The organism is Enterobacter asburiae (assembly GCF_024599655.1).
GTDB classification, from domain to species: domain Bacteria; phylum Pseudomonadota; class Gammaproteobacteria; order Enterobacterales; family Enterobacteriaceae; genus Enterobacter; species Enterobacter asburiae_D.
Genome location: NZ_CP102247.1, coordinates 828409 through 852422 on the forward strand (window position 1 = coordinate 828409; position 24014 = coordinate 852422).

General features: G+C 56.1%; 25 protein-coding genes. 15 read left to right on the forward strand and 10 right to left on the reverse strand.

All coding sequences use genetic code 11. From position 1 onward, the window contains the following. Positions 1–2 precede the first annotated feature (2 nt). Positions 3–2174 carry a YgiQ family radical SAM protein gene (locus NQ230_RS04045; protein WP_063145582.1) on the forward strand — a complete coding sequence of 724 codons (2172 nt, stop codon included), beginning with the start codon at positions 3–5 and terminating at the stop codon, positions 2172–2174. 84 nt (positions 2175–2258) lie between these two features. On the opposite strand, the gene dkgA is transcribed toward NQ230_RS04045, so the two are convergent. Together dkgA and yqhD are read right to left on the reverse strand one after the other, a co-directional pair. Further along, complete coding sequence (gene dkgA / locus NQ230_RS04050) at positions 2259–3086, reverse strand: 2,5-didehydrogluconate reductase DkgA (RefSeq protein WP_063145581.1); 828 nt, start codon at positions 3084–3086, stop codon at positions 2259–2261. A gap of 105 nt (positions 3087–3191) precedes the next feature. Continuing rightward, positions 3192–4355 carry an alcohol dehydrogenase gene (gene yqhD / locus NQ230_RS04055; RefSeq protein ID WP_121424674.1) on the reverse strand — a complete coding sequence of 388 codons (1164 nt, stop codon included), beginning with the start codon at positions 4353–4355 and terminating at the stop codon, positions 3192–3194. Between the two features lie 195 nt (positions 4356–4550). Between yqhD and NQ230_RS04060 the strand changes: the two genes are divergently transcribed. Further along, positions 4551–5450 carry an AraC family transcriptional regulator gene (locus NQ230_RS04060; protein WP_159514909.1) on the forward strand — a complete coding sequence of 300 codons (900 nt, stop codon included), beginning with the start codon at positions 4551–4553 and terminating at the stop codon, positions 5448–5450. Positions 5451–5498: 48 nt separating this feature from the next. On the opposite strand, the gene yghB is transcribed toward NQ230_RS04060, so the two are convergent. Together yghB and metC are read right to left on the reverse strand one after the other, a co-directional pair. After that, positions 5499–6158, reverse strand: coding sequence for a DedA family general envelope maintenance protein YghB (gene yghB / locus NQ230_RS04065; protein WP_159514908.1), 660 nt, complete (start codon positions 6156–6158; stop codon positions 5499–5501). 143 nt (positions 6159–6301) lie between these two features. Continuing rightward, a complete protein-coding gene (metC, locus tag NQ230_RS04070) occupies positions 6302–7489 on the reverse strand; it encodes a cystathionine beta-lyase (protein ID WP_257260109.1) in 1188 nt (395 codons plus the stop codon). A 251-nt stretch (positions 7490–7740) separates the two neighbouring features. Here metC and exbB point away from each other — a divergent pair, with 251 nt between their 5' ends. Together exbB and exbD are read left to right on the forward strand one after the other, a co-directional pair. Beyond that, positions 7741–8472 (forward strand): tol-pal system-associated acyl-CoA thioesterase, encoded by a 732-nt coding sequence (exbB, locus tag NQ230_RS04075; RefSeq protein WP_100166417.1) that lies wholly within the window; start codon positions 7741–7743, stop codon positions 8470–8472. Positions 8473–8476: 4 nt separating this feature from the next. Further along, positions 8477–8902: a TonB system transport protein ExbD gene (gene exbD, locus NQ230_RS04080; protein WP_159514905.1), complete on the forward strand. Its 426-nt coding sequence runs from the start codon at positions 8477–8479 to the stop codon at positions 8900–8902. A 37-nt stretch (positions 8903–8939) separates the two neighbouring features. Here exbD and NQ230_RS04085 read toward each other — a convergent pair whose 3' ends face one another. After that, complete coding sequence (locus NQ230_RS04085) at positions 8940–9161, reverse strand: hypothetical protein (protein WP_147430008.1); 222 nt, start codon at positions 9159–9161, stop codon at positions 8940–8942. Between the two features lie 15 nt (positions 9162–9176). Here NQ230_RS04085 and NQ230_RS04090 point away from each other — a divergent pair, with 15 nt between their 5' ends. Further along, the gene (locus tag NQ230_RS04090) at positions 9177–10628 is read left to right on the forward strand and encodes a methyl-accepting chemotaxis protein (protein WP_193940467.1); all 1452 of its coding nucleotides are present in this window, start codon (positions 9177–9179) and stop codon (positions 10626–10628) included. Here the strand turns inward: NQ230_RS04090 and NQ230_RS04095 are convergent. Then, positions 10625–11074 carry a cytoplasmic protein gene (locus NQ230_RS04095; protein WP_257260118.1) on the reverse strand — a complete coding sequence of 150 codons (450 nt, stop codon included), beginning with the start codon at positions 11072–11074 and terminating at the stop codon, positions 10625–10627. The two genes, NQ230_RS04090 and NQ230_RS04095, sit on opposite strands and share 4 nt — an antisense overlap. Before the next feature lies 1 nt (position 11075). Beyond that, entirely contained in the window at positions 11076–11480 is a 405-nt protein-coding gene (locus tag NQ230_RS04100; protein WP_032659974.1) for a hypothetical protein, read from the reverse strand. 103 nt (positions 11481–11583) lie between these two features. Between NQ230_RS04100 and NQ230_RS04105 the strand changes: the two genes are divergently transcribed. Both NQ230_RS04105 and NQ230_RS04110 read left to right on the forward strand, forming a co-directional pair. Beyond that, positions 11584–12087 (forward strand): ESA_00282 family adhesion-associated protein, encoded by a 504-nt coding sequence (locus tag NQ230_RS04105; protein WP_023309170.1) that lies wholly within the window; start codon positions 11584–11586, stop codon positions 12085–12087. An 81-nt stretch (positions 12088–12168) separates the two neighbouring features. Continuing rightward, positions 12169–12657 (forward strand): TIGR00645 family protein, encoded by a 489-nt coding sequence (locus tag NQ230_RS04110; protein WP_047347852.1) that lies wholly within the window; start codon positions 12169–12171, stop codon positions 12655–12657. A 121-nt stretch (positions 12658–12778) separates the two neighbouring features. Here the strand turns inward: NQ230_RS04110 and NQ230_RS04115 are convergent, their stop codons facing one another. Next, positions 12779–13819 carry an aldo/keto reductase gene (locus tag NQ230_RS04115; protein ID WP_257260121.1) on the reverse strand — a complete coding sequence of 347 codons (1041 nt, stop codon included), beginning with the start codon at positions 13817–13819 and terminating at the stop codon, positions 12779–12781. Positions 13820–14038: 219 nt separating this feature from the next. On the opposite strand from NQ230_RS04115, the gene NQ230_RS04120 reads away from it, so the two are divergent. The 3 genes from NQ230_RS04120 to NQ230_RS04130 all read left to right on the forward strand — a co-directional run bounded on the left by NQ230_RS04120 (position 14039) and on the right by NQ230_RS04130 (position 16964). Continuing rightward, the gene (locus NQ230_RS04120; RefSeq protein ID WP_121424666.1) at positions 14039–15586 is read left to right on the forward strand and encodes a methyl-accepting chemotaxis protein; all 1548 of its coding nucleotides are present in this window, start codon (positions 14039–14041) and stop codon (positions 15584–15586) included. Positions 15587–15724: 138 nt separating this feature from the next. After that, positions 15725–16327, forward strand: coding sequence for a helix-turn-helix transcriptional regulator (locus tag NQ230_RS04125; RefSeq protein ID WP_257260124.1), 603 nt, complete (start codon positions 15725–15727; stop codon positions 16325–16327). Positions 16328–16334: 7 nt separating this feature from the next. Continuing rightward, positions 16335–16964, forward strand: coding sequence for a helix-turn-helix domain-containing protein (locus NQ230_RS04130; protein ID WP_257260126.1), 630 nt, complete (start codon positions 16335–16337; stop codon positions 16962–16964). A 60-nt stretch (positions 16965–17024) separates the two neighbouring features. On the opposite strand, the gene NQ230_RS04135 is transcribed toward NQ230_RS04130, so the two are convergent. Both NQ230_RS04135 and yghU read right to left on the reverse strand, forming a co-directional pair. Then, positions 17025–17357: a glycine zipper domain-containing protein gene (locus NQ230_RS04135; protein WP_257260128.1), complete on the reverse strand. Its 333-nt coding sequence runs from the start codon at positions 17355–17357 to the stop codon at positions 17025–17027. A gap of 160 nt (positions 17358–17517) precedes the next feature. Next, positions 17518–18384 carry a glutathione-dependent disulfide-bond oxidoreductase gene (gene yghU / locus NQ230_RS04140; protein ID WP_159514896.1) on the reverse strand — a complete coding sequence of 289 codons (867 nt, stop codon included), beginning with the start codon at positions 18382–18384 and terminating at the stop codon, positions 17518–17520. A gap of 245 nt (positions 18385–18629) precedes the next feature. Between yghU and NQ230_RS04145 the strand changes: the two genes are divergently transcribed. Genes NQ230_RS04145 through NQ230_RS04165 form a run of 5 tightly spaced genes read left to right on the forward strand, consistent with a single transcriptional unit; the run spans position 18630 to position 24013 of the window. Beyond that, entirely contained in the window at positions 18630–20219 is a 1590-nt protein-coding gene (locus NQ230_RS04145; protein ID WP_193940463.1) for an ABC transporter substrate-binding protein, read from the forward strand. Between the two features lie 45 nt (positions 20220–20264). After that, positions 20265–21218, forward strand: coding sequence for an ABC transporter permease (locus tag NQ230_RS04150; protein ID WP_010435561.1), 954 nt, complete (start codon positions 20265–20267; stop codon positions 21216–21218). A 5-nt stretch (positions 21219–21223) separates the two neighbouring features. Then, positions 21224–22069, forward strand: a complete 846-nt coding sequence (locus NQ230_RS04155) for an ABC transporter permease (RefSeq protein WP_029740724.1) — start codon at positions 21224–21226, stop codon at positions 22067–22069. After that, positions 22062–23039, forward strand: coding sequence for an ABC transporter ATP-binding protein (locus NQ230_RS04160; RefSeq protein ID WP_257260131.1), 978 nt, complete (start codon positions 22062–22064; stop codon positions 23037–23039). Before NQ230_RS04155 ends, NQ230_RS04160 begins: the two co-directional genes overlap by 8 nt. Beyond that, positions 23036–24013, forward strand: a complete 978-nt coding sequence (locus NQ230_RS04165) for an ABC transporter ATP-binding protein (RefSeq protein WP_257260132.1) — start codon at positions 23036–23038, stop codon at positions 24011–24013. Before NQ230_RS04160 ends, NQ230_RS04165 begins: the two co-directional genes overlap by 4 nt. Position 24014 lies beyond the last annotated feature (1 nt).

Here is a 24014-nt window from a genome sequence, read left to right on the forward strand (position 1 = left end):
TTATGAGCGCAATTTCCCTGATCCAGCCGGATCGTGACCTCTTCTCCTGGCCCCAGTACTGGGCGGCCTGCTTTGGACCGGCGCCGTTCCTGCCGATGTCCCGTGAAGAGATGGACCAACTGGGCTGGGACAGCTGCGACATCATTCTGGTCACGGGCGATGCCTACGTTGACCATCCGAGCTTCGGTATGGCCATCTGTGGCCGTATGCTTGAAGCGCAGGGCTTCCGCGTGGGGATCATCTCCCAGCCTGACTGGAACAGCAAAGACGACTTTATGCGTCTGGGTAAACCGAACCTGTTCTTCGGCGTCACCGCCGGTAACATGGACTCGATGATCAACCGCTATACTGCCGACCGTAAGCTGCGCCATGACGACGCCTACACGCCGGATAACGTGGCGGGTAAACGCCCCGACCGCGCGACCCTGGTCTATACCCAGCGCTGTAAAGAAGCCTGGAAAGACGTGCCGGTGATCCTGGGCGGCATCGAGGCGAGCCTGCGCCGCACCGCGCACTACGACTACTGGTCAGATACCGTTCGCCGCTCGGTGCTGGTGGATTCCAAAGCCGACATGCTGATTTACGGTAACGGCGAGCGTCCGCTGGTGGAAGTGGCGCACCGTCTGTCGCAGGGTGAACCGGTGAGCAGCATCCGCGACGTGCGCAATACCGCGATCATGGTGAAAGAGGCGCTGCCGGGCTGGAGCGGGGTGGATTCCCGCATCATTGATATGCCGGGCAAAATCGACCCGATCCCGCACCCTTACGGCGAAGATCTGCCGTGTGCCGATAACAAGCCGGTTGAGCCGAAAAAAGCGGAAGCGAAGGCTATCGTCGTGCAGCCGCCGCGCCCGAAGCCGTGGGAAAAGACCTACGTGCTGCTGCCGACCTACGAGAAGGTGAAAGCCGACAAGGTGCTCTACGCGCACGCGTCCCGTATTCTGCACCATGAAACCAACCCGGGCTGCGCCCGCGCGTTGATGCAGAAGCACGGCGAGCGCTTTATCTGGATCAACCCGCCAGCGATCCCGCTCTCCACCGAAGAGATGGACAGCGTCTTTGCGCTGCCGTACAAGCGCGTGCCGCACCCGGCGTACGGCAACGCCCGTATCCCGGCGTACGAGATGATCCGCTTCTCGATCAACATCATGCGCGGCTGCTTCGGCGGGTGCTCGTTCTGCTCCATTACCGAACACGAAGGCCGTATTATCCAGAGCCGCTCTGAAGATTCGATCATCAATGAGATCGAAGCGATTCGCGACTCGGTGCCGGGCTTTACCGGCGTGATTTCCGACCTTGGTGGCCCAACCGCGAACATGTACATGCTGCGCTGCAAGTCGCCGCGCGCGGAGCAAACCTGCCGTCGCCTCTCCTGCGTCTACCCGAGCATTTGCGAGCACATGGACACCAACCATGAGCCGACGATCAACCTCTACCGCCGCGCGCGCGACCTGAAGGGCATCAAGAAGATCCTCATCGCTTCCGGGGTGCGTTACGACATCGCTGTGGAAGATCCGCGCTACATCAAAGAGCTGGCGACGCACCACGTCGGCGGCTATCTGAAGATTGCGCCGGAGCACACCGAGGAAGGCCCGCTGTCGAAAATGATGAAGCCGGGCATGGGCAGCTACGATCGCTTTAAAGAGCTGTTCGACACCTATTCGAAGCAGGCGGGCAAAGAGCAGTATCTGATCCCGTACTTCATCTCCGCCCACCCGGGCACGCGCGATGAGGATATGGTGAACCTGGCGCTGTGGCTGAAGCAGCGTCGCTTCCGCCTGGATCAGGTGCAGAACTTCTATCCGTCACCGCTCGCCAACTCGACGACCATGTATTACACCGGCAAGAACCCGCTGAGTAAGATTGGCTATAAGAGTGAAGAGGTGGTGGTGCCGAAAGGGGATAAACAGCGTCGTCTGCATAAGGCGCTGCTGCGTTACCACGATCCGAAAAACTGGCCGCTGATCCGTCAGGCGCTGGAAGAGATGGGTAAAAAACACCTGATCGGCTCGCGCCGCGATTGCCTGGTACCGGCCCCGACGCTGGATGAGATGCGCGAAGCGCGTCGCCAGAACCGCAATACGCGCCCGGCGCTGACCAAGCACACGCCGATTGTGCATCAGCGTTCGAACGGTAATTCGAGTGTGAAGAAGCCCGTGAAGCGCAAAGCATAAATAAAAAACCCCGGCAAGCCGGGGTTTTTTATGTAGACACGTAGGCCGGGTAAGGCGAAGCCGCCACCCGGCTTTTTTACGCGATTACCCGCCAAACTGATCCGGGTCCGGCCCAAGCCGCTTACCTTTATCCAGCTTCGCAATCTCACCCAGCTCATCTTTATCCAGCCGGAAATCCCAGACGTCGAAATTCTCGGCGATGCGCGACGGCGTGACCGATTTCGGAATGACCACCAGGCCGTTGTCCAGATGCCAGCGAATGACGATTTGCGCCGGGGTTTTACCGTATTTATCCGCCAGCTCACGGATAATCTTTTGATCAAACACCCCTTCGCCGCCCTGCGCCAGCGGGCTCCAGGACTCGGTCTGGATTTTATGCGTGGCGTTCCAGGCATGAAGCTGGCGCTGCTGCATCAGCGGGTGCAGCTCGATCTGGTTAATCACCGGCGCAACGCCCGTCTCGTCAATCAGCCGCTGCAGGTGGTGAACCTGGAAATTACAGACGCCGATGCTTTTCACCAGCCCCTCTTTCTGCAGTTCAATCATCCCTTTCCAGGCATCAACGTAGTGATCGATAGCCGGAACCGGCCAGTGCATCAGCCAGAGATCGACGAAATCGAGCTGGAGCTTTTCCAGACTCTCCTGCAGGGCTTCGCGGGGGCGTTTTTGATCGTCGTTCCACAGTTTCGTGGTGATGAATAACTCATCGCGGGGGACGCCGGCGCTGGCCAGTGCCTTACCCACGCCGTCCTCGTTTTTGTACGCGGCGGCGGTATCAATCGACCGATAGCCGACTTCCAGGGCTTTATGAATGGCGGAGACGACCTCGTCGTTACCGGCTTTCCATACACCTAGCCCCAGCTGGGGCATCACGTTGCCGTCCTGCAGCTTGATTACGGTTTGGTTTGCCATTTTTCCTCCTTCAGGTACGCATCGCCGGAGGGTTCCTCCGGCGATGGGGTGTGCATTAAGTCTGGACGAAATGTCAAAAAACGAAAGTCGGGAGGGCAAAAACGCTTAGCGCGCCGCTTCGTAAATGCGACGGCTCACGTCCAGCGTAATGTCGCCGTGCTCGCCCAGGTGGGTCATGCCGTGCTCTTCAAGTTTTGCCAGCAGGGCAGGGATGGAGCTGCCATCCAGACCGTAGCCTGACAGACGCGTTGGCACGCCCAGACCTTCAAAGAAGCTGCGGGTTGCTTCGATGGCGGCATCAATACGCGCATCGTCAGAACCCTCGGTGATGTTCCACACGCGCTCGGCGTACTGCAGCAGCTTGGCGCGCTTGGTATCGCGTTTTTCGTTCCACAGGGCAGGCAGCACAACGGCCAGCGTTTGAGCGTGGTCCAGACCGTGCATTGCCGTCAGCTCGTGTCCCAGCATGTGGGTTGCCCAGTCCTGCGGCACGCCAGCACCGATCAGGCCGTTCAGCGCCTGCGTTGCCGCCCACATGACGTTGGCGCGAACGTCGTAGTTTTCCGGCTCTTTCAGCGCTTTCGGGCCGTCTTCGACGAGCGTCAGCAGAATGCCTTCCGCGAAGCGATCCTGGATTTTGGCATCGACCGGATACGTGACGTACTGCTCAACGGTGTGAACAAAGGCGTCGACCACGCCGTTAGCCACCTGACGCGCGGGCAGGGTGTAGGTGTAAACCGGGTCCAGAATAGCGAATACAGGCTGAACGTGTTCGTTCATGAAGGCCTGTTTGTCGCCGGTGGTTTTACGGGAGATCACCGCGCCCTTGTTGGATTCAGAGCCGGTCGCCGGCAGGGTCAGCACGGAGCCCATCGGGATGGCGCTTTTAATGTCGCTGCCGCGGGTTTCCAGAATGTGCCACGGATCGATGCCGTCAGCGTAGTGCGCTGCTGCCGCGATGAATTTGGTGCCGTCCAGTACGGAGCCGCCGCCGACGGCCAGCAGGAAGGTGATGTTTTCTTCGCGGGCGATTTTCACCGCGTTCATCAGCGTTTCGTAAGACGGGTTTGGCTCGATGCCGCCGAACTCACGCACGTCCAGACCGTCCAGCGCGCTATATACCTGATCCAGCACGCCGGTTTTTTTCACGCTGCCGCCACCGTAGGTGATCAGTACGCGGGCGTCAGCAGGGATCTGCGCGCGCAGATCGGCGATAGCGTCTTTACCAAACAGGATGCGGGTTGGGGTGTGAAGATTAAAGTTGTTCATTGCTCGTTCCCTTTAGTGGGTGAAAAACCGTGGTGGCGCAGAGGGCTACCTGATGCTGCACATTGTGGCCGCCCGGGGCTATCCTCTCAATGCACATTCCTGCCGATGTCTTGCCCATTTCTACAGAGCGCTGGAGAAAGCGCGGAAAAGCACGCACACTGTTAACGTCGTAAACCGTGCCCGGAGTAACGTAATATGAACCGTGAAGCGATCTGCCATCAGCTCACTGCGCAGATTAAGAGACTGATAGATAACGAAAATGGCGTCAGTGGCCTGCTTCCTGACATTCGCCTGCTTTATGGCACGCAGCCCGGGACGCGCACGCCGGTCATGTACCAGCCGGGCATCGTTTTTCTCTTCTCGGGCCATAAAATTGGCTATATCAACGAGCGCGTGTTCCGCTACGACACCAATGAATATCTGCTCCTGACAGTACCTTTACCCTTCGAATGTGAAACCTTCGCGACAGAGGCCGTTCCGCTGGCCGGTATTCGCGTCAACGTCGATATTCTTCAGCTGCAGGAGCTGCTGATGGAGATAGGTGAAGACGAGTTCTTCCAGCCTTCGATGGCGTCGAGCGGGATTAACTCGGCGACGCTGTCGGAGGAGATCCTCTGCGCCATTGAGCGTCTGCTGGACGTGATGGAGAGGCCGCTGGACGCGCGTATTCTGGGCAAGCAGATTATCCGCGAAATTCTCTACCATGTGCTGCTGGGCCCAGGGGGCGGGGCTTTACTGGCTCTGGTGAGCCGACAGACCCACTTCAGCCTGATAAGCCGCGTGCTCAAGCGTATTGAAAGCCAGTACACGGAAAATCTCAGCGTCGACCAGCTGGCGGCGGAAGCGAACATGAGCGTCTCGGCGTTTCACCATAATTTTAAATCGGTGACCAGCACCTCGCCGCTGCAGTACCTCAAAACCTACCGTTTGCATAAGGCGCGGATGCTGATGATCCACGACGGCATGAAGGCCAGCGCGGCGGCGATGCGGGTGGGTTACGAAAGCGCGTCGCAGTTCAGTAGGGAGTTTAAGCGCTATTTCGGCGTTACGCCGGGAGAAGATGCATCACGCATCCGAACGATGCAGGGAGCCTGACGAAAAACGTAGGCCGGGTAAGCGATAGCGCCACCCGGCTTTGTTGAATTATGCGCTGCAGTACTTCTTCTTAATCACTACCGCAATAGTCCCCACCAGTCCCGCGACCAGCAGGAACATCGGCAGCACCATCAGGAAGGTCATCACCTGATCTTCGTGGTGTTTCACAAAGGGGATCATATTCAGCGCGTAGCCGAGGGTGGTGACTACACCCACCCACAGCAGTGCGCTCAGCCAGTTGAAGAACTGGAAGCGGCGGTTTGACAGACCGGAAATGCCCGCCATCGTAGGCAGAAGCGTGCGAACAAACGCCAGGAAACGCCCCGCCAGCAGCGCCAGCAGGCCATGCCGGTCGAACATGCAGGTCGCACGCTGATGATATTTATGCGGCAGCTGCGCCAGCCAGCCTTTCACGACGCGGGTATTCCCCAGCCAGCGGCCCTGCAGATAGCTCAACCAGCAGCCCAGGCTGGCTGCGGAGGTGAGAATAACCATCGTTGACGTGAAGTCCATGACGCCTTTGCCGATTAACGCCCCGGCAAGTAAAAGCAGGCTGTCACCGGGTAAAAAAGAGGCTGGCAGTAATCCATTTTCCAGAAACAGAGTTGCGAACATCACGAGGTAAACGATACCGACGACGTGAGGATCCGCCAGCGCGGCAAAGTCGTGTTGCCAGAGCGCCGCGATAATATCTTGAATAACAGCCATGGACTTTCCTGTGGAACAGCAGATATAGCGCTATTGTACTCCCTTATTCGCCCGTCGGGTTTGATCCCGGGCGCAACTCATGCAGACTTTTCTGCTTGCGGTGTCCACAAAAGCGTCCAGGGAGTACATTTTCAGCCAGCACTCTACACGATACGCTCGAACCCTGCTGCTAAATCGGCAATCAGATCGTCAACATTTTCTAAACCGATATGCAGTCGAATCAGGGTACCGCTGAAGTCCACTTCTCCGCCGGGACGCAGAGCCGCAACCTGTTCCGGCTGGTTAGGCAGGATCAGGGATTCAAAACCGCCCCAGGAGTAGGCCATGCTGAAGAGGGTAAAATTATCCAGATAGCTCGCCAGCTCGTCGTTATTCAGCCGTTTTTTCAGCACGAACGAGAACAGCCCGCTGCTGCCCGTAAAGTCACGTTGCCAGAATTCGTGGCCTTTACTGCCCGGTAGCGCGGGGTGATTAACGCGCTCAACCAGCGGATGCTGCGCCAGCCATTCGGCCACTTTCAGGCTGCTTTTATGGTGCTGACGCAGGCGAACGCCCAGCGTGCGGATACCGCGGCTGGTCATGTAGGCCGTGTCCGCGTCCACCATCTGGCCCATCAGGTAGGCATTTTCACGCAGCTGATCCCAGCAGCGCGCGTTGGAGACCGCAGTGCCAATCATGCCGTCAGAGTGGCCTATCAGGTACTTCGTCGCCGCCTGAATCGAGATATCAATGTCGAATTCCAGCGCCTTAAATAGCACGCCTGCCGCCCAGGTATTGTCGATCATGATAATCGCCTCCGGCGCTTTGCTGCGCACGGCCTTCACGATGGCAGGGACGTCGTGCACTTCCATGGTGAGTGACCCCGGAGATTCCAGGAACACAATGCGCGTGTTTGGCTGAATAAGTTCGGCAATGCCTTCACCGATCAGCGGGTCAAACCAGCCGGTGGTCACGCCGAGCTTGCTGAGGATTTTGGTGCAGAAGTCCTGGCTGGGCTCATAGGCGGTGTTGGTCATCAGGATGTGATCGCCCTGTTCCACAAACGCCAGAATGGTGTTGGCGACCGCCGCCGCGCCGCAGGGGAATAATGCGCAGCCCGCGCCGCCTTCCAGCTCGCACATCGCCTCCTGCAGAGAAAAATGGGTTAGCGTGCCGCGACGGCCATAAAACAGCCCGCCTTTCGCGCGGTTGCGCGTGGCGATTTTTTTCTCCTCAACGGTATCAAACACCAGCGAGGAGGCTCGTTGAATCACGCTGTTGACCGATCCCTGCGTATATTTTTTGCTGCGTCCTGCCTGTACCAGCGTGGTATCAAGATGCTTTTTTGTCATGTTCGCTAACCCTGTTTTTATACGTCTGGACGTCCAGACTACCACGATTGAAAAAAACTGCACCCCGAGGCTTATCGAATAAGCAGAAAATATTAGCAAAAATTCGCATAAGAAATTTTTACTGCGTAAGCGCAAGGAAAGTGAACGAAAATTGCGGCACCATGTAAATACTAATGAGAACGACTATCAATTCGACGACGTTTTGATATTATTACGCTCAGATTTTGTGATTTGCGTCCTGGAGATACAGAGTGGGTAATAATTTGATGCAGACGGATCTCTCCGTTTGGGGCATGTATCAGCATGCTGACATCGTGGTTAAGATTGTGATGATCGGCCTGATTCTGGCGTCCGTTGTCACCTGGGCTATCTTCTTCAGCAAGAGCGCCGAGCTGCTTTCGCAGAAGCGCCGCCTTAAGCGCGAACAGCAGCAGCTGGCCGAAGCCCGCTCTCTGGATCAGGCTTCTGATATGACCTCATCCTTCCACGCGAAAAGCCTGACCAGCATGTTAGTTAATGAAGCACAGAACGAGCTGGAACTCTCCGCAGGCAGTGAAGATAACGAAGGCATTAAAGAGCGTACCGGTTTCCGCCTGGAGCGTCGCGTTGCGGCCGTGGGGCGCCATATGGGCCGCGGCAATGGTTATCTGGCGACCATCGGTGCGATTTCTCCGTTCGTCGGCCTGTTCGGTACGGTCTGGGGCATCATGAACAGCTTTATCGGTATCGCGCAGACTCAAACGACTAACCTGGCGGTCGTGGCGCCGGGCATCGCGGAAGCGCTGCTGGCGACGGCAATCGGTCTGGTTGCGGCTATCCCGGCGGTGGTTATCTACAACATCTTCGCGCGTATGATTGGCAGCTACAAAGCCACGCTGGGTGACGTTGCCGCGCAGGTTTTGCTGCTGCAAAGTCGCGATCTCGACCTGAATGCCAGCTCGGTTAAGCCGGTGCATGCGGCGTCTAAACTGCGCGTAGGTTGATTGTATGGCGATGCGTCTAAACGAAAATCTGGACGATAACGGCGAAATGCATGAAATCAACGTGACGCCGTTTATCGACGTTATGTTGGTTCTGCTGATTATCTTCATGGTAGCTGCGCCGCTGGCGACGGTGGATGTGAAGGTGAATCTGCCTGCCTCTTCCAGCCAGCCCCAGCCGCGCCCGGAGAAGCCTATCTACCTGTCGGTGAAGGCGGATAAATCCATGTTCCTTGGGAACGACCCGGTGACGGCCGACTCCGTCATCCCGGCGCTGGAGCAGCTTACCGGCGGTAAGAAAGACACCACGGTCTTCTTCCGTGCGGATAAAACCGTTGATTATGAAACCATGATGAAGGTAATGGACACGCTGCATCAGGCGGGTTACCTGAAGATTGGACTGGTCGGCGAAGAGAAAGCGTCCTCGAAGTGATAAAGAAGCTGGCGAAAGCCGGCTTTTTTGTTTGTTGCTATGTTAAATCGTTATTATTTTCTGCTGTATATCCCCATTCTTCATATTTATTTATCAATAAAGCCATAATTAATAATCCATTGATAGTTAAGTAAATATCAGTATTCGGCTGCGCCATTAAAATATATCGTTTGCTGAAATGGCGTCGTGGAATATCCCCACTACGCTTAAAAAAGATAATAAAAAACAGACCTTCTTCGAAGGATCTTTTCACCTGCACAGCAAGAGACTCCCTATGGCTACGATGACATGGCTGTATCCGCACGCGCCTCAAAACGACCAGTTTTCGCTTTCCTCAATTCGACGACGCGCCGACAGGCTCATTCTGGTGCTTATCTGGTCGCTGTGGGGGATCTCGCTGGGTGTCGGATATATGAACGAGAATATTGTGCAGGGGGCTATTGTCGGTACCTCTCTGGCCAGTCTATCGACGCTGCTGACACTGCTGTTTCCCGGCGCGCTGCTGCTCCGCTTGAGCTCTGCGTTTGTGCTAATGGCCTTTTCCGCGTTGCTCATTCATCTGGGCGAGGGGGAAACCGAATACCATTTCTCAGTTTTCGTCCTGCTTTCCGCGCTGCTTGCCTGGCGAGACTGGCGGCCCCTGGTGATGGGGGCGGCGGTCATCGCGTTACATCATCTGGTGTTTAACTATCTGCAGGAGAACGACCTTTACGGCGTCGTGGTGTTCATGCACACCGGCTTTCATATGGTGGTTTTTCATGGTCTGTTTGTGGTGGTCCAGACCGCGATCCTGGTCCTGCTGGCGATACGAATGGAGCAGGACGCCCGCTCTGCGAGCGAGGTGGCAGGGCTCGCGGGCGTGATTAACCGCGAACCTGGGTACCTCACGCTTGCCGTCGATGCGGTGCCTGCAGAGTCTCCTTTTGCCCGCACGTTCAGCCTGACGCTTGGCACCATGCGCGCCACGCTTGAGCAGGTCAGCGCCAATATTGGGCAACTGCTGGAGGCATCCCGCGCGTTAGGACAGCGCAACAGCGCGCTGTCGGAACGTACCGATCACCAGGCAAGTTCGCTGGCAACGGCGGCCAGTGCGATGGAACAGTTAAGGGCCGTCGCTACCCTGACCAGTGAAAAAGCCAGTCAGGTCAGGGAGGTGGCGTTCAGCACCAGTAACGTGGCGGAGCAGGGGGGGCATAACGTACGGCAGGCGATTGCAGCGATGGAGCACATTCGCGAGGAGTCGCAGCGTATTTACGCCATTCTGGAGCTGATCGACGGGATTGCGTTCCAGACAAATATTCTGTCGCTCAACGCCTCGGTCGAGGCTGCAAGAGCGGGCGAACATGGTAAAGGCTTTGCTGTGGTTGCCTCAGAAGTGCGTGTATTGGCCCAGCGCAGCGAGGGGGCGGCAAAAGATATCCGCCAGCTTCTGACCACATCGCAGGCGACCACGCTGCAGGGCGTCGAACAGGTTGAGCACGCCGGTATGACAATGAAGTCGATCATTGAGAGTATCGAAGGGCTTCGCTCTCTGCTGGAAGAGCTGTCGCAGATGAGCGAGCAGCAGCGGGCAAGCATTGCGCAGATGAACGATAGCATTGCCAGCATCGATGCCAGCGTGCAGGAGAATGTGCGTCACGTTGCGCAAACATTGCAGGTGGCCGACGCGCAGCGGCAGCAGACGGGTCAGTTAAAAGAGGCGATTGCCGTATTCAGATTTAACTAGCTTTTTGGTTCGGAGGGGGCGCTGGTGCCAGACGCCAGCGCGTCCTCATCCAGCGCAACGCAGGTGACGTTTGAAGTACGGTACTCACCGTCTGACAGCTTGCGCGTCAGGCGCAGGGTGGCGATTTCTCTGGCAAGCAGATACTGATAATTGGCCTCAAGACGTCCGAGAAGCTTCTCTTTCAGTTCTGGCCGCTGTTCAATGATGGCGTTCATCACGGCACCGTAAATTTCTTCTTTGACCTGTAGCGGATAAATATCGCGGCGATTCTGCCATTTCAGACGAACCAGCGTCGCCGGGATCGATACCAGGTCTTGTGTAATACGCGTCATCTCGTCATTTTTTGTGTTTCTTAGTGCGTCGAGATTTTGCTTTAAGATAAATTCATCACTTTTTTTATCATCTAAAGTCAAATAAACGTCGTTATTTTTAACTTCTTTTTTCACGTTAATCTTCCCCCAGGCTATAAAAAATTGGGTTGTTTTTCTCGCGTGTAATTAAGTTAAGCCAAATTTCATTGCCCGCCTCATTAATTTCTTCGGTTTTTTCGGCTATTATTTGACTTAGTTTCTGGGCATCTATTTCACCTTCGGCCTGCAGGTCATTCAGCAGGTGGACAAAGGCTTCGATTTTTATGGCGCGAAATAAGCGGTCTTTTATATGGCGATCGTGCTCTTCCAGCAACATATTTCGGGATTTGCCAGTTCGGGAAACACCAATTAATATATCGGGCTCGAAATCAGAGAGCTTTCTTTTCCCCTGAGTGAAACTGGCCTCTTTTTCTGCTTCCGTCGGTTGCTGTTCCACAGGCGTGATGTGGTACTTAGCCGGGACGAGATAGTCGGGCAGCATTTTTAATTTCCTTTAATTTCAACAGGGTGGGGTTGGTAAAGGCGTGAGATTCGTTGACAATATCATGAGGCAATTTTAAAATCAAAAAAAATGGAGCCTACCCATGAACAGCATCTTTTTTACGGTCATCACATTACTATTACTGACCGCTGGTGTTCTTTTATTGATGCAGGAGTTCAATAAAACGAAAGTGTCGAAAGACACCAGTGAACCCCCGCAACCTGAACTGATGACAAAAGAGGAAGGTGAAGACCATTTCTCTGTATTGATGAACTCCGTTACGCCTGTCTGGTACTGGCGGGTGAACCACGAATATATCGACTTTTTACACGCGACAATTAAACGCATGAAAATGTCGGAAATTAATGACACGCCCGGTCTGTTTGAGGCGCAGCGTCGCTGTAGCGACCTGAATTCAGCAGTGTATAAATATTATGACAATATCAAAAAGCGCTGTCTTAACGGCGAGAAGGTCTCTTATTCCGATCTGGACGTATTAAATTTGCGGCAGTGTTTTCGTGAGTTCAGCCTGGAAGCCTATCCTGAGCTGGTGGCGCTTGTCTGGCCGGAGTACGCACGTCCCGAGGTTAACCCGGACAACGTCTGAGTGACGTACCGTTGAGTTATTGCAAACAGTCAGCGCCGTTGAGATATACTGGGCGCTGGTTTCTTTTGCAAACAGGACTTTATGGAACGCTTTTTTGAAAATGCCATGTACGCCTCTCGCTGGATACTGGCCCCCGTCTATTTTGGCCTTTCGCTGGCACTTGTCGCGCTGACGATTAAGTTCTTTCAGGAAATCTGGCATGTTCTGCCGAACATTTTTTCCATTGCCGAAGCGGATTTGATTCTGGTTCTGCTGTCGCTGGTGGATATGACCCTGGTGGGCGGGCTGCTGGTGATGGTGATGTTCTCCGGCTACGAGAATTTTGTCTCCCAGCTTGATATCGACGAGCGTAAAGAGAAGCTCAGCTGGCTCGGCAAAATGGATGCTTCGTCGCTGAAGAATAAGGTGGCCGCGTCGATTGTGGCGATCTCCTCTATCCACCTGTTGCGCGTGTTTATGGACGCGAAGAACGTGCCGGATAACAAACTGATGTGGTACGTCATCATCCACCTGACGTTTGTGCTGTCTGCGTTTGTGATGGGGTATCTGGATAAGATCAGTAAGAAGTAAAGTACACTTACCCCTCACCCTAACCCTCTCCCCAAAGGGGAGAGGGGACTGCTCGGTGCGGCCTTTCTCCCTCTCCCCTTTGGGGAGAGGGCGGGGTGAGGGGGGAGGGCATCAGACCGCACTATTTATCCGACGACGCCTGCCACAGATTTAACTCCCCATCCGCAACATGCTGGTCAATCCGCTTGAGTTCGTCTTCCGTAAAGCGCAGGTTTTCCAGCGCCTGAACATTCTCTTCCAGCTGTTCCGGGCGGCTTGCGCCAATCAGCACGGACGTCACTCGCGCATCTTTCAGCAGCCAGCTTAGCGCCATCTGCGCCATGGTTTGACCACGGGCATGCGCCATCTCATTCAGTAAACGCAGACTGCTCAGGTTGGCCTCAGTCAGCATCTTCTGCGTCAGGCCGCGCGCTTTATTCCCTTCGCGCTGCATGCGGGAACCCTCAGGAATACCGTTCAGGTATTTTCCGGTTAGCAGACCCTGCGCCAGCGGGGTAAAGGCAATACACCCCGTACCGTTTGCTTCCAGCGCATCCAGCAAGCCGGTCTTATCGACCCAGCGGTTAAGCAGGTTATAAGACGGCTGGTGGATCAGCAGCGGGATCTTCCACTCGCGCAACAGCTCGGCCATTTTTTGTGTGCGCTCGGTCGAGTAGGAGGAAATGCCCACATACAGCGCTTTGCCGCTCTGCACGGCGTGGGCCAGCGCAGAGGCCGTCTCTTCCATCGGCGTGTTTTCATCCACGCGGTGGGAGTAGAAAATGTCCACGTACTCGACGCCCAGACGCTTCAGGCTCTGGTCGAGGCTGGCGAGCAGATATTTGCGTGAACCGCCCGAACCGTACGGCCCTGGCCACATGTCGTAACCCGCCTTGGTGGAGATAATCAGCTCGTCGCGGTACGCGGCAAAGTCCTCACGCAGCAGGCGGCCGAAATTTTCTTCCGCGCTACCTGCCGGCGGGCCATAGTTATTGGCGAGATCGAAATGGGTGATGCCGAGGTCGAAGGCTTTTCGCAGCAGTGCGCGCTGGGCATCAAGAGGCTGGACGTGGCCGAAGCTATGCCACAGTCCCAGTGACAGGGCGGGCAGGCGCAGACCGCTCTTTCCACAGTAGCGGTACTGCATATGTTCATAGCGGGTAGCGTCAGGGTACCAGGACATGATGTCTCCTTTTCTTATCGATAATTTTTTGAAACGTCGTTTTCATTCTGAACTTATCACATCACAAAGAGTGAAGATAATGGTTAACGGTAGCTGTGCGACCAGTGAAGCCACGCTAATTAAAAATGATCACAAAACGTTATAATTTCCCTCGTTCCTGCCGATAACGAGAGTAGTACTCGCCTCTGGGCGAACTCACCCTCACGGCAAGGAAGACTTATGAATATGCTCCGTAATTTCACGATCCGCTTCGTCATGCTGACGATTCTCGGGATCTTTTGTTTAATGTGGGCGGGTGTTGGCTTGTACAGCACCTGGTCCCTTTCTCGCGTAACGGATGGCAATGAAGTCGATCGCCAGCTGGTTAAACAGATGACGGTACTCAGCCAGGGCAACGATCAGTATTTCCGCTTTGTGACCCGTCTGAGCCGCGCAATGGAAGTTAAAGCCGCAGGCGGCACGCCGGATTTGGCCTCTGCCCAACAGGCGCTGGATAACATGGGCAAGAAACTGGCCGAGATGAAAGCCATTTCCCCTGGCCCAATGGATGAGCAGGTCTCTTCCCGGGTGATCGGCACCTGGCAGGCGCTGCTCGAACAGGGCGTCACGCCGCAAATGCAGCAGGCAAAGCTGGAGTCTCTGGAAGGGTATCGTCAGCAGGCCAACAACGTCACGCCACCGCTGAGCCGGGCATTCGGCGCGGCCGCTGAGGAATTTAACAATGCTGCCGCGAAGTCGCTCGACAGCACCCGCGTGGTGGTGGACGGCCTGACCAGCATGACCCGCACGGTGATAATCGTCGCCACGATTATCGGCCTGCTGATCCTGCTCTTCACCGACCGCTACCTGGTGGCGATGCTGGTCAAACCGCTGGACCGCATTCGCCAGCAGTTCCGCCAGATTGCCCAGGGCGATCTCAGCCAGCCCATTGAGCCGTTTGGCCGCAACTGCGTGGGGCAACTGGTGCCGCTGCTGAGCGCCATGCAGGACAGCCTGCGCGAAGCGGTCAGCACGATTCGCTCCGGCAGTGAAAATATCTGGCGCGGCGCGACGGAAATCTCCAGCGGTAACAACGATCTCTCTTCCCGTACCGAAGAGCAGGCGGCTGCGCTGGAAGAGACGGCAGCCAGCATGGAACAGCTGACCGCCACGGTGAAACTGAACGCGGAAAGCGCGCGTCAGGCCAGCCAGCTGGCCGATGTGGCCTCAACCACCGCCAGCCGCGGCGGCTCGCTGGTGGAAGAGGTGGTAACTACCATGAGCGGGATTTCGGAAAGCTCGAAGAAAATTGCTGAAATCACCAACGTGATCAACAGCATTGCCTTCCAGACCAATATCCTGGCACTCAATGCGGCGGTTGAAGCGGCGCGCGCGGGTGAACAGGGGCGTGGTTTCGCGGTCGTGGCAGGTGAAGTTCGCAACCTGGCAAGCCGCAGCGCCAACGCGGCCAAAGAGATTGAGGGACTGATTACCGACTCCGTTTCCCGCGTAGAGCAGGGGGCGCAGCTGGTGAGCGACACCGGCACCACCATGGATGCGATTTTGCGTGACGTGACGGAGGTGACGACCATCATGAAGCAAATCGCTTCCGCCTCCGAAGAGCAAAGCAAGGGCATTTCGCAGGTCGGGATTGCCATTACCCAGATGGACGGCGTGACCCAGCAAAACGCCTCGCTGGTGGAAGAGGTTTCCGCGGCGGCGGCGGCGCTGGAGCGCCAGACCGAAGATCTTCAGCGCTCGGTGCAGAAGTTCCGCCTGACGGCATAACGCGCTAAGGCCGCACTATGCGGCCTTATTGCCGATGTTTATGGAAAACGTAATATCCAATATTGGACACCCTCTACATTGAATAAATCCGTCTGAGAATTATCCTGTACCCAAAAAACATAGTCAGGATATCTTGCGATGGATAGCACTCCTTCGGTTAACCGGGTCATTCTTTTCGAGCCTCGGGCATTAGTACGCGATGGGATATGTTTCATTTTACGCAATCAAAAGTGTGAGATTGTCCACTGTTCGTCTTTGGAACAACTTACCGAAGCGCTTTGCGATCAAACCGAGGCCCGAAAGTTCCTCTTTGCAGGTATCGGCGGTCTTGGAAATATGCTCCCAGGCTTTATCCGCATCTTGCATTATACCCGGTCAATGCCATTGACCTCTTTTGCTTATTTGCCCTCTCAGGATGCGTTGTTAGCAAAGATGTTTATGGGAGCAGGGGCCGATTTTTGCATTCTGGAAGGTGATCCTGGAAGCTCGCTGCTCACGCAGCTTAGTGAGCCCGAAGACACTCAACGTCGCGATGAGCGACTCTCATCAGCAGAGCTTAATGTGTTGTTAGATTACGCATGTGGCATGCAAACGCGGGAAATTGCTAAACATCGCAAGTGTAGCTACAAAACGGTATTTACTTTTAAGCGTAATGCCCGCCTGCGGCTGAACATAGAGAACGGTTCCGGATGGAGACGCTTAATGTTACTTCTTTCTCAGCTCATCTCACTTTATGAATGAGGCGTCTATGCTTGCATTTCAGGTATGCTATATTGCTGATCCAGGTATTTACCTGTCTGGTATACGAAAATGTCTGGACAATGTTGTTCGCCATCAGCCGGGCTGGGGGTACTGTTTGTCCCCTTATCTTTTTAATGAAAATGACGATATACATCTTCTTATTATAGATGCTACCCCCTACAAAACGATTAATGATATTCCGGTTGCTGTGTTGGTTTTATTAAAACGTAAATCAACGTTAATACTGGTTAAAGCATTACAGAAAACGCTCCTTGAACAACTTGAGAAAGCGCATTCCTGCTCTGTGTTATGTGTCGATGAAATGACTTTCCACATGTGGGATATCATTGAAACGATGACGCATAATAAACGTTACCTTAGCCCTTTGGTGATGCGTGTCGGACAACAACGTGACCCAGAAGAAGACATTGTGCTCACGCCTTCTGAATACCGAATCATGAAATATTACGCCCAAGGCTTTAGTGGGGTTGAAATGTCGAAACGCTTATTCCGGAGCGAGAAAACGATCAGCAGCCATAAACGCAGGATCATGAAAAAGCTTGGGGCTAAGACTGACATTGAGCTTAGCCGAAAAATTTATACGCTGAGAAATAAGCTACGTTCTGTGGGCGTCTGATCCCGAGAGAGGGGTAAAGCGAGGAGCGCCGGGTTAAGTTCGATTACCCGGCGAAGTTTATCAGTGCGTCGCTTCACCAATCAGCGCGCCTGAACCGGCACCAACGGCCGCACCTTTCAGCACGCTCTTGCCGGTAACCGCCGCGGCACCTGCGCCCACTGCAGCACCTACCGCACCACCTTTACGCGCGGCTTTGCCTTTCTCACCGTTTTTGAACATGGCACCGGCGCCTGCGCCCACGACGGCACCGCCAACGGTCGATTTCAGATCTTTGCCCGTGGCCGCGCCAATGGCAGCCCCTGCTACCGCGCCAGCGGCGGTTTTGTCGATGGCCATTCCCGAGGTGGAAAAAATGAGGGCGCTGATAACCAGCGTTGTTTTAATAAGTTTCATAACAGATCCTTTGTGACTGCTGTCGGTTGAGACGTCATTTCTCACTATCTGACGCGAGAAAAACGTCCAGATAGTGCCAGCAATACCGACTCAACCTTTAAGCTAATCATGCCCTGGATAAGGATCTTTGCTGCCGGGCGGCGAACCGCCCGGTCAGTCGTCACGCCTGACGTTTGTCTTCGGTATTCGTCTCGAAGTCGCTCGCCGCGTGGCGTTCGTGAAGCTGCTCGTTCAGCTCGCCGCTGGTGCGGTTAACGATGCGTCCGCGCTTAACGGCATGGCGGTTCGCCACGTCTTTCGCCCAGCGCTGCACGTTAGCGTACTTCTCTGCATCCAGGAACTCGGCGGCGTTATACACGCTGCCCAGCGCCACGCAGCCGAACCACGGCCAGATGGCGATATCTGCGATGGTGTACTCTTCACCCGCCACGTAGCGACCGCGCGCCAGCTGTTTATCCAGCACGTCGAACAGGCGTTTGGCTTCCATGGTGAAGCGGTCAATCGCGTACTCAATTTTCACCGGGGCATAGTTGTAGAAGTGGCCAAAACCGCCGCCGAGGAACGGCGCCGCGCCCTGCAGCCAGAACAGCCAGTTCAGCGTCTCGGTGCGTCCCGCCGGATCCTTCGGCAGGAAGTGGCCGAATTTCTCTGCCAGGTAGAGCAGGATATTGCCGGATTCAAATACGCGCGTTGGCGGGTTCGTGGAGTGATCACGCAGCGCCGGTATTTTCGAGTTCGGGTTCACGTCTACAAACCCGCTGGAGAACTGATCGCCCTCGCCAATGCGGATCAACCAGGCGTCATACTCCGCGCCCGTCACGCCCAGCGCCAGCAGCTCTTCGAGCATGATCGTCACTTTCTGACCGTTCGGAGTCCCCAGAGAGTAGAGCTGCAGCGGGTGGGAGCCCACGGGCAGTTCTTTCTCATGCGTCGCGCCGGAGATCGGGCGGTTGATGTTGGCGAACGCGCCGCCGCCGTTCTTTTTCCATTCCCACACTTTTGGTGGCTGATACGTGTTGTCTGACATGTTGGCCTGCCTTTTGAGTGATGTGTTGAGGCAGTGTAGCAGGAGATTTGTGAAGCGTTTAACGAACTGAGCGTAATCGATCTGCCGCTATTCCTTCCGGCGCTTATATATATCAAATCCGGCATAAGCTTAATCGAAAATCGCATTTTCATAATTAATGCGTAAACCGATAAAGCTGCATATGATGCTTCAACATAAATAAAAGATGCAGTAATAAACACTTTATAAGGCAAGGAGTTAGTGAGATGCGCAAGCTTCTGTTATCGGCAGTGGTGGTTTCGCTCGCGTTAGGCCTGGCTGGCTGTGATGATGCGAAAAATAAAGAGACAAACAGTGCGGCTGCGGCAAAAAGCGACGCGCCAAAAGAGGGCGGTTCGCTGATTATCGGTATTACCTCCGGCGACCCGTTAGCCGTTAATCCGCTCTATGCCAGTGACCGTACGACGTTAACGATCATGCAGGCGCTCTATGCCCCGCTGTACAGCTTTAATAACGGCAACATTGAGTGGGGCCTGGCGGAAAGCCTGACGCCCTCCGCCGACAACCTGAGCTACACCCTGACGTTAAAACCCAACCTCAAATGGCAGGACGGACAGCCGCTGACGGCGGACGACGTGGTCTTCACCTTCAATAAGCTGCTGGATGCCAAGCAGCACAGCTTCTTCCGCAGCATGTTTACCTACGGCGGCAAGCCTGTTGAGGTGAGCAAGGTTGATGAGCGCACTGTTAAGTTCACCTTACCGCAGGTCAGCGCTGCATTTACCGGAACTCTGGTACAGATCTACCCGATCCCGCAGCACGTGTTCGCCGGTGAAGGCGACCTGGAAAAGAGCACCAAAAACGATGCGCCGGTCGGCTCCGGGCCGTTCAAATTTAAAGAGTATCGCGCCGGGCAGTATTACGCCCTGACCCGTTTTGACGATTACTGGAACGGCAAAGCGAAGCTTGATTCGGTCACCTACCGTTTCGCCAAAGACAGCAACGCCGCCAACCTGGCGCTGCAAAACGGTGAAATCAACCTCAAGATGGTTGACCCGCAGGATGTGAACCGCCTGAAAAATACCGGTAAGTTTGACTTCGTGGTCTATCCGGAAGGCCGTCTGGCCTATATGACGTTCAACCAGAACGTGCCGGTGATGAAGAGCAAAGCGCTGCGTCAGGCTATCGCGTATGCCATCAACAAAGACGAGCTAACCCAGACCGCGTTTACCTCGCTGGACTACGCTAAACCGGCGACCTCTTTCCTGACGCCAGATACGCTTTACAAGACGGATGACGTTGAACAGTACAAATTCGATCTGCAAAAAGCCAAAGACCTGCTGAAGACGTCCGGCGCGCCGGACAACCTCAAGCTGCGCCTGGCGTATGTGAACACCAACAAAACCCAGGAGAGCATGGCGCTCTACATTCAGCAGGCGCTGAAGGGCATTGGGGTGAACGTGGAGCTGATGCCGCTGGACTCCAACGCCATGTCTCAGCGCAGCCTCGATATGAACAACACCGCATGGGAGCTGAACCTGGGCGGCTACATCATGGGCTCAGAGCCGGACGGTTATAAATCGCTGTTCATGAGCAACGAAGCCTATAACTACGCGCACTACAAAAATCCGCAGTTTGATGCCCTGTGGGATAAAGGCGCGGTGGAAACCGACGCTGCGAAACGTGCCGATATCTACAAGCAAATTCAGCAGACCGTGGCGAACGACATGACCTACTACCCGATTGCCTACACCAATGCGACCGTCGCGGTGGACAAGCGCTTCGGCGGCACCCAGGAGGCAGAGCCGAAACCGGTCTATCTGTTCCAGGATCTGTCAAAAATCTATCAGAAATAAGTGATTGCCCCGGCCGTCAGGCCGGAGCTTTTGTAAGGGCACGTCGTGAACACACTCCTCACGCGTCGGCTGCTGCAACTGCTGCCGATGCTGTTCTTTATTTCACTGGTGGCGTTTTTGCTGGTCAAGCTCGCGCCCGGCGATCCGGTGGCGGCGTACATTACGCCGCGCATGGCCCCGGAAGATATCGAACGTATTCGCCAGAGCCTGGGGCTGGATAAGCCGCTGGTCACGCAGTACGTCCTGTGGCTGAAAAACGTCCTGCAGGGCGATCTCGGCTATTCGCTGATTTACCACCGCCCGGTGCTGGAAATGATCGGCGAACGCATTCCGGCCACGCTGGGGCTGATGGGCGCGTCGCTGCTGATGGCGATCGTGCTGGCGATCCCGCTGGGCCTGCTGGCGGGGGCATTTAAGCACCGCTGGCTGGATCACCTGCTGAATCTGTTCGCCTATATCGGCATTTCTGTTCCGATATTCTGGTTCGGCATTTTGCTCATCACCGTTTTTGCCGTGCAACTTAACTGGTTCCCCAGCATGGGGATGCGCACCATCGGCATGGAGGACAACGGGTTGGATCTGCTGCGTCACGGCGTGCTGCCGTGTATTGCCCTCACGTTCTACAACCTCTCCAGCTATGTGCGCTACATCCGCTCCAACACCATCTCGCAGCTCTCGGCCGACTACGTGCAGACCCAGCTTGCCTACGGCGCGACGCGTTCCAGTATTCTGTTCCGCCACGTGCTGAAAAACGTCTTGCTGCCAGTGATTACCCTGTTCGGCCTGTCGTTCGGTGAGCTGATTGTGGGCGCCTATGTGACGGAAAGCGTCTTCTCCTGGCCGGGGATGGGGCTGCTCGGGATCCAGTCGATCGCCTCGCTGGACTACCCGCTGATCATGGCGATCATCATGCTCTCGTCGATGATGCTGATCGTCGGTAACCTGATCGCCGACGTGCTTTATCGCTTCGCCGATCCCCGCATTCGTACGCTGAGGTAGCCCGGATGAGCAGACGCTGGCAGCAGGTTCGTCACCAGCTGCGCCGCAACCGTCCGGCGCAGTTCTCCCTGTTTGTGCTTTTTATTTTCGTTGTCGCCGCGCTCTGCGCGGGGTTAAGCCCGTACGATCCGGATCGGATGGCGCTCGGCGCGCGCACGTTGCCGCCGGATGCCGCGCACTGGTTCGGTACCGACGAATACGGCCGCGACTACTTTACCCGCGCGCTGTATGGCGGCCAGATCTCCCTGATGGTCGGTTTTCTGGCGATGCTCTTTTCCACGCTGATCGGCACGGTGGTAGGAACGGTGAGCGGCTATTTTGGCGGCTGGCTGGATAACCTGATGATGCGCGCCGTGGATATCCTGATGGCCATTCCGGCCTTCTTCCTGCTGCTGGTGGTGAATGCTTACCTCAAGCCGGGCGTGGATAACATCATTCTGATTATCAGCCTGCTGACGTGGATGAACATGTCGCGTCTGGTGCGTGCTGAAACCCTGTCGGTGAAAGAGCGCGAGTACGTGCTTTATGCCCGCGCGTCGGGGGAGCATCCGCTGCGCATTATCGCGCGCCACATCATTCCCGGCGTGCTGCCGACTATTATCGTGGCGGCCACGCTCAATATCGCCTCGGCCATCCTGATGGAGTCAACCCTCAGCTTCTTAGGGCTGGGCGTGCAGGCACCTGCGGCGTCGTGGGGAAGCATGCTTAACAACGCGCAGTCTTATATTGGCGAAGCGTCGTGGCTGGCGATGTTCCCCGGCATTCTGATCCTGCTGACGGTGTTCAGCTTTAACGTGCTGGGCGATGTGTTCCGAACCGCCTTTGAGCCGGGAGCGAATCGCGATGAGTAACTTATTAGCGCTTGAGAACCTGCAAACCACGTTCCGCACCCGCGAGGGCGAGGTTCACGCGGTGCGTGGCGTGAGCTTTCAGGTTCAGCCGGGCGAACTCGTCGGTATCGTCGGCGAGTCGGGCTGCGGGAAAAGCGTCACCTGTAAGTCGATTATCCAGCTTCTGGGGAGCAACGGGCGGATAACCGGCGGCAGCATCCGCTTCCAGAATGAAGATCTGGCGCAGAAAACGCCCGCGCAGATGCGCGCCATTCGCGGCAACGAGATCGCGATGATTTTTCAGGATCCGATGACCGCCCTGAACCCGGTGTTGACCATCGGCAAGCAGATGTCTGAGATCCTGATGCGCAACAAAGGGCTGGCCAAAAAAGCGGCCAAAGCGGCGGCGATCGCCATGCTGGAACAGGTAGGGATTGCCGAGGCGGAACGCCGGTACGACCAGTATCCCCACGAGTTCAGCGGCGGGATGCGCCAGCGGGTGATGATCGCGATTGCGCTCTCCTGCAACCCGAAGCTTCTGATTGCCGATGAGCCGACCACCGCGCTGGACGTGACCATTCAGGCGCAGATCCTGCGCCTGCTGAAAAGTCTGCAACAGCAGACCCGGACCGCGATTTTGCTGATCACTCACGATCTCGGCGTGGTGGCGCAGGTCTGCAGCCGCGTGGTGGTGATGTACGGCGGGCTGGTGATGGAGGAGGGGAACGTGGAGGACATTTTTTATCGCCCTGCGCATCCTTACACCCAGGGGCTGCTGGCCTCGCTGCCGCGCCCGGATGAGGTGAATCAACGTTTATCGCCGATTGAAGGTTCGCCGCCTGGCCTGCTTAACCCGCCGCCGGGCTGTCCGTTCGCGGAACGTTGCCCGAAGCGCATGCCCCAGTGTGAACGGCAGCCCGCATTTTACACCGCCGGAGAGGGCCATCGCGCCGCCTGCTGGCTATGGGCTGATAAGGAGATTCAGGCATGAGTGAACACCAGGCGCCATTAGTGAGCGTTCGCGATCTGCGCAAGCACTATCCGCTCAACGGCGGTTTGCTGCGTAAAGGCGTGGCCGTAAAGGCGGTTGACGGCGTGAGCTTTGATATCCAGCCCGGCGAGACGTTTGGCCTGGTGGGGGAGTCCGGCTGCGGAAAATCCACCCTCGGGCGCGCCATCCTGCGCCTTTTCGATATCACCTCGGGCGAGATCCACTTTGCCGGGCAGGCGATCGCCCACGCCCGTGAAAAAGAACTCAAGCCGCTGCGTAAGCGGATGCAGGCGATTTTTCAGGATCCCTACTCCTCGCTCAACCCCGGTATGACGGTGCGACAGCTGGTGGCCGAACCGATGCAGATCCACGGCTACAGCCGTGAAGAACAGCGGGAACGTACGGAAACGCTGCTCTACAAAGTCGGGCTGAAGCACGAACACCTTGAACGGTTCCCGCATGAGTTCAGCGGCGGGCAGCGTCAGCGCATCAGTATTGCCCGCGCGTTGTCCGTGCATCCTGAATTTGTACTGTGCGATGAGCCGCTCTCGGCGCTGGACGTCTCGGTGCAGGCGCAGGTGGTAAATATTCTGCAGGATCTGCAGCAGGAGCTGGGGCTAACCTATCTGTTCATCGCCCACGATCTCTCCATGGTGCGCCATATCTCCAGCCGCATTGGGGTGATGTATCTCGGTAAACTGGTGGAGATGGCCCCGGCGAATGAACTGTATCAGCGTCCGGCGCACCCTTACACCCGCGCGCTGCTGGCGGCGGTTCCCCAGCCCGATCCGCGCATCCGCAATCTCGAAGACGCCACCCTGCGCGGCGATATTCCCGGCCCCACGTCCGTGCTGCCGGGCTGTAAGTTCTGCAGCCGCTGCCCGCACGCCATGCCGGTTTGCCAGACGCAGGAGCCTGCCATGCGGGAGATTGCGCCAGGGCATTTCGCGGCGTGCTGGTTGTTTAAGATTTAAG

Coding starts and splice junctions, on each gene's coding strand:
- NQ230_RS04045 (WP_063145582.1), top strand. CDS start 3: ATGAGCGCAATTTCCCTGATCCAGCCGGATCGTGACCTCTTCTCCTGG.
- dkgA (WP_063145581.1), bottom strand. CDS start 3,086: ATGGCAAACCAAACCGTAATCAAGCTGCAGGACGGCAACGTGATGCCC.
- yqhD (WP_121424674.1), bottom strand. CDS start 4,355: ATGAACAACTTTAATCTTCACACCCCAACCCGCATCCTGTTTGGTAAA.
- NQ230_RS04060 (WP_159514909.1), top strand. CDS start 4,551: ATGAACCGTGAAGCGATCTGCCATCAGCTCACTGCGCAGATTAAGAGA.
- yghB (WP_159514908.1), bottom strand. CDS start 6,158: ATGGCTGTTATTCAAGATATTATCGCGGCGCTCTGGCAACACGACTTT.
- metC (WP_257260109.1), bottom strand. CDS start 7,489: ATGACAAAAAAGCATCTTGATACCACGCTGGTACAGGCAGGACGCAGC.
- exbD (WP_159514905.1), top strand. CDS start 8,477: ATGGCGATGCGTCTAAACGAAAATCTGGACGATAACGGCGAAATGCAT.
- NQ230_RS04090 (WP_193940467.1), top strand. CDS start 9,177: ATGGCTACGATGACATGGCTGTATCCGCACGCGCCTCAAAACGACCAG.
- NQ230_RS04100 (WP_032659974.1), bottom strand. CDS start 11,480: ATGCTGCCCGACTATCTCGTCCCGGCTAAGTACCACATCACGCCTGTG.
- NQ230_RS04105 (WP_023309170.1), top strand. CDS start 11,584: ATGAACAGCATCTTTTTTACGGTCATCACATTACTATTACTGACCGCT.
- NQ230_RS04110 (WP_047347852.1), top strand. CDS start 12,169: ATGGAACGCTTTTTTGAAAATGCCATGTACGCCTCTCGCTGGATACTG.
- NQ230_RS04115 (WP_257260121.1), bottom strand. CDS start 13,819: ATGTCCTGGTACCCTGACGCTACCCGCTATGAACATATGCAGTACCGC.
- NQ230_RS04120 (WP_121424666.1), top strand. CDS start 14,039: ATGAATATGCTCCGTAATTTCACGATCCGCTTCGTCATGCTGACGATT.
- NQ230_RS04125 (WP_257260124.1), top strand. CDS start 15,725: ATGGATAGCACTCCTTCGGTTAACCGGGTCATTCTTTTCGAGCCTCGG.
- NQ230_RS04130 (WP_257260126.1), top strand. CDS start 16,335: ATGCTTGCATTTCAGGTATGCTATATTGCTGATCCAGGTATTTACCTG.
- NQ230_RS04135 (WP_257260128.1), bottom strand. CDS start 17,357: ATGAAACTTATTAAAACAACGCTGGTTATCAGCGCCCTCATTTTTTCC.
- yghU (WP_159514896.1), bottom strand. CDS start 18,384: ATGTCAGACAACACGTATCAGCCACCAAAAGTGTGGGAATGGAAAAAG.
- NQ230_RS04145 (WP_193940463.1), top strand. CDS start 18,630: ATGCGCAAGCTTCTGTTATCGGCAGTGGTGGTTTCGCTCGCGTTAGGC.
- NQ230_RS04155 (WP_029740724.1), top strand. CDS start 21,224: ATGAGCAGACGCTGGCAGCAGGTTCGTCACCAGCTGCGCCGCAACCGT.
- NQ230_RS04160 (WP_257260131.1), top strand. CDS start 22,062: ATGAGTAACTTATTAGCGCTTGAGAACCTGCAAACCACGTTCCGCACC.
- NQ230_RS04165 (WP_257260132.1), top strand. CDS start 23,036: ATGAGTGAACACCAGGCGCCATTAGTGAGCGTTCGCGATCTGCGCAAG.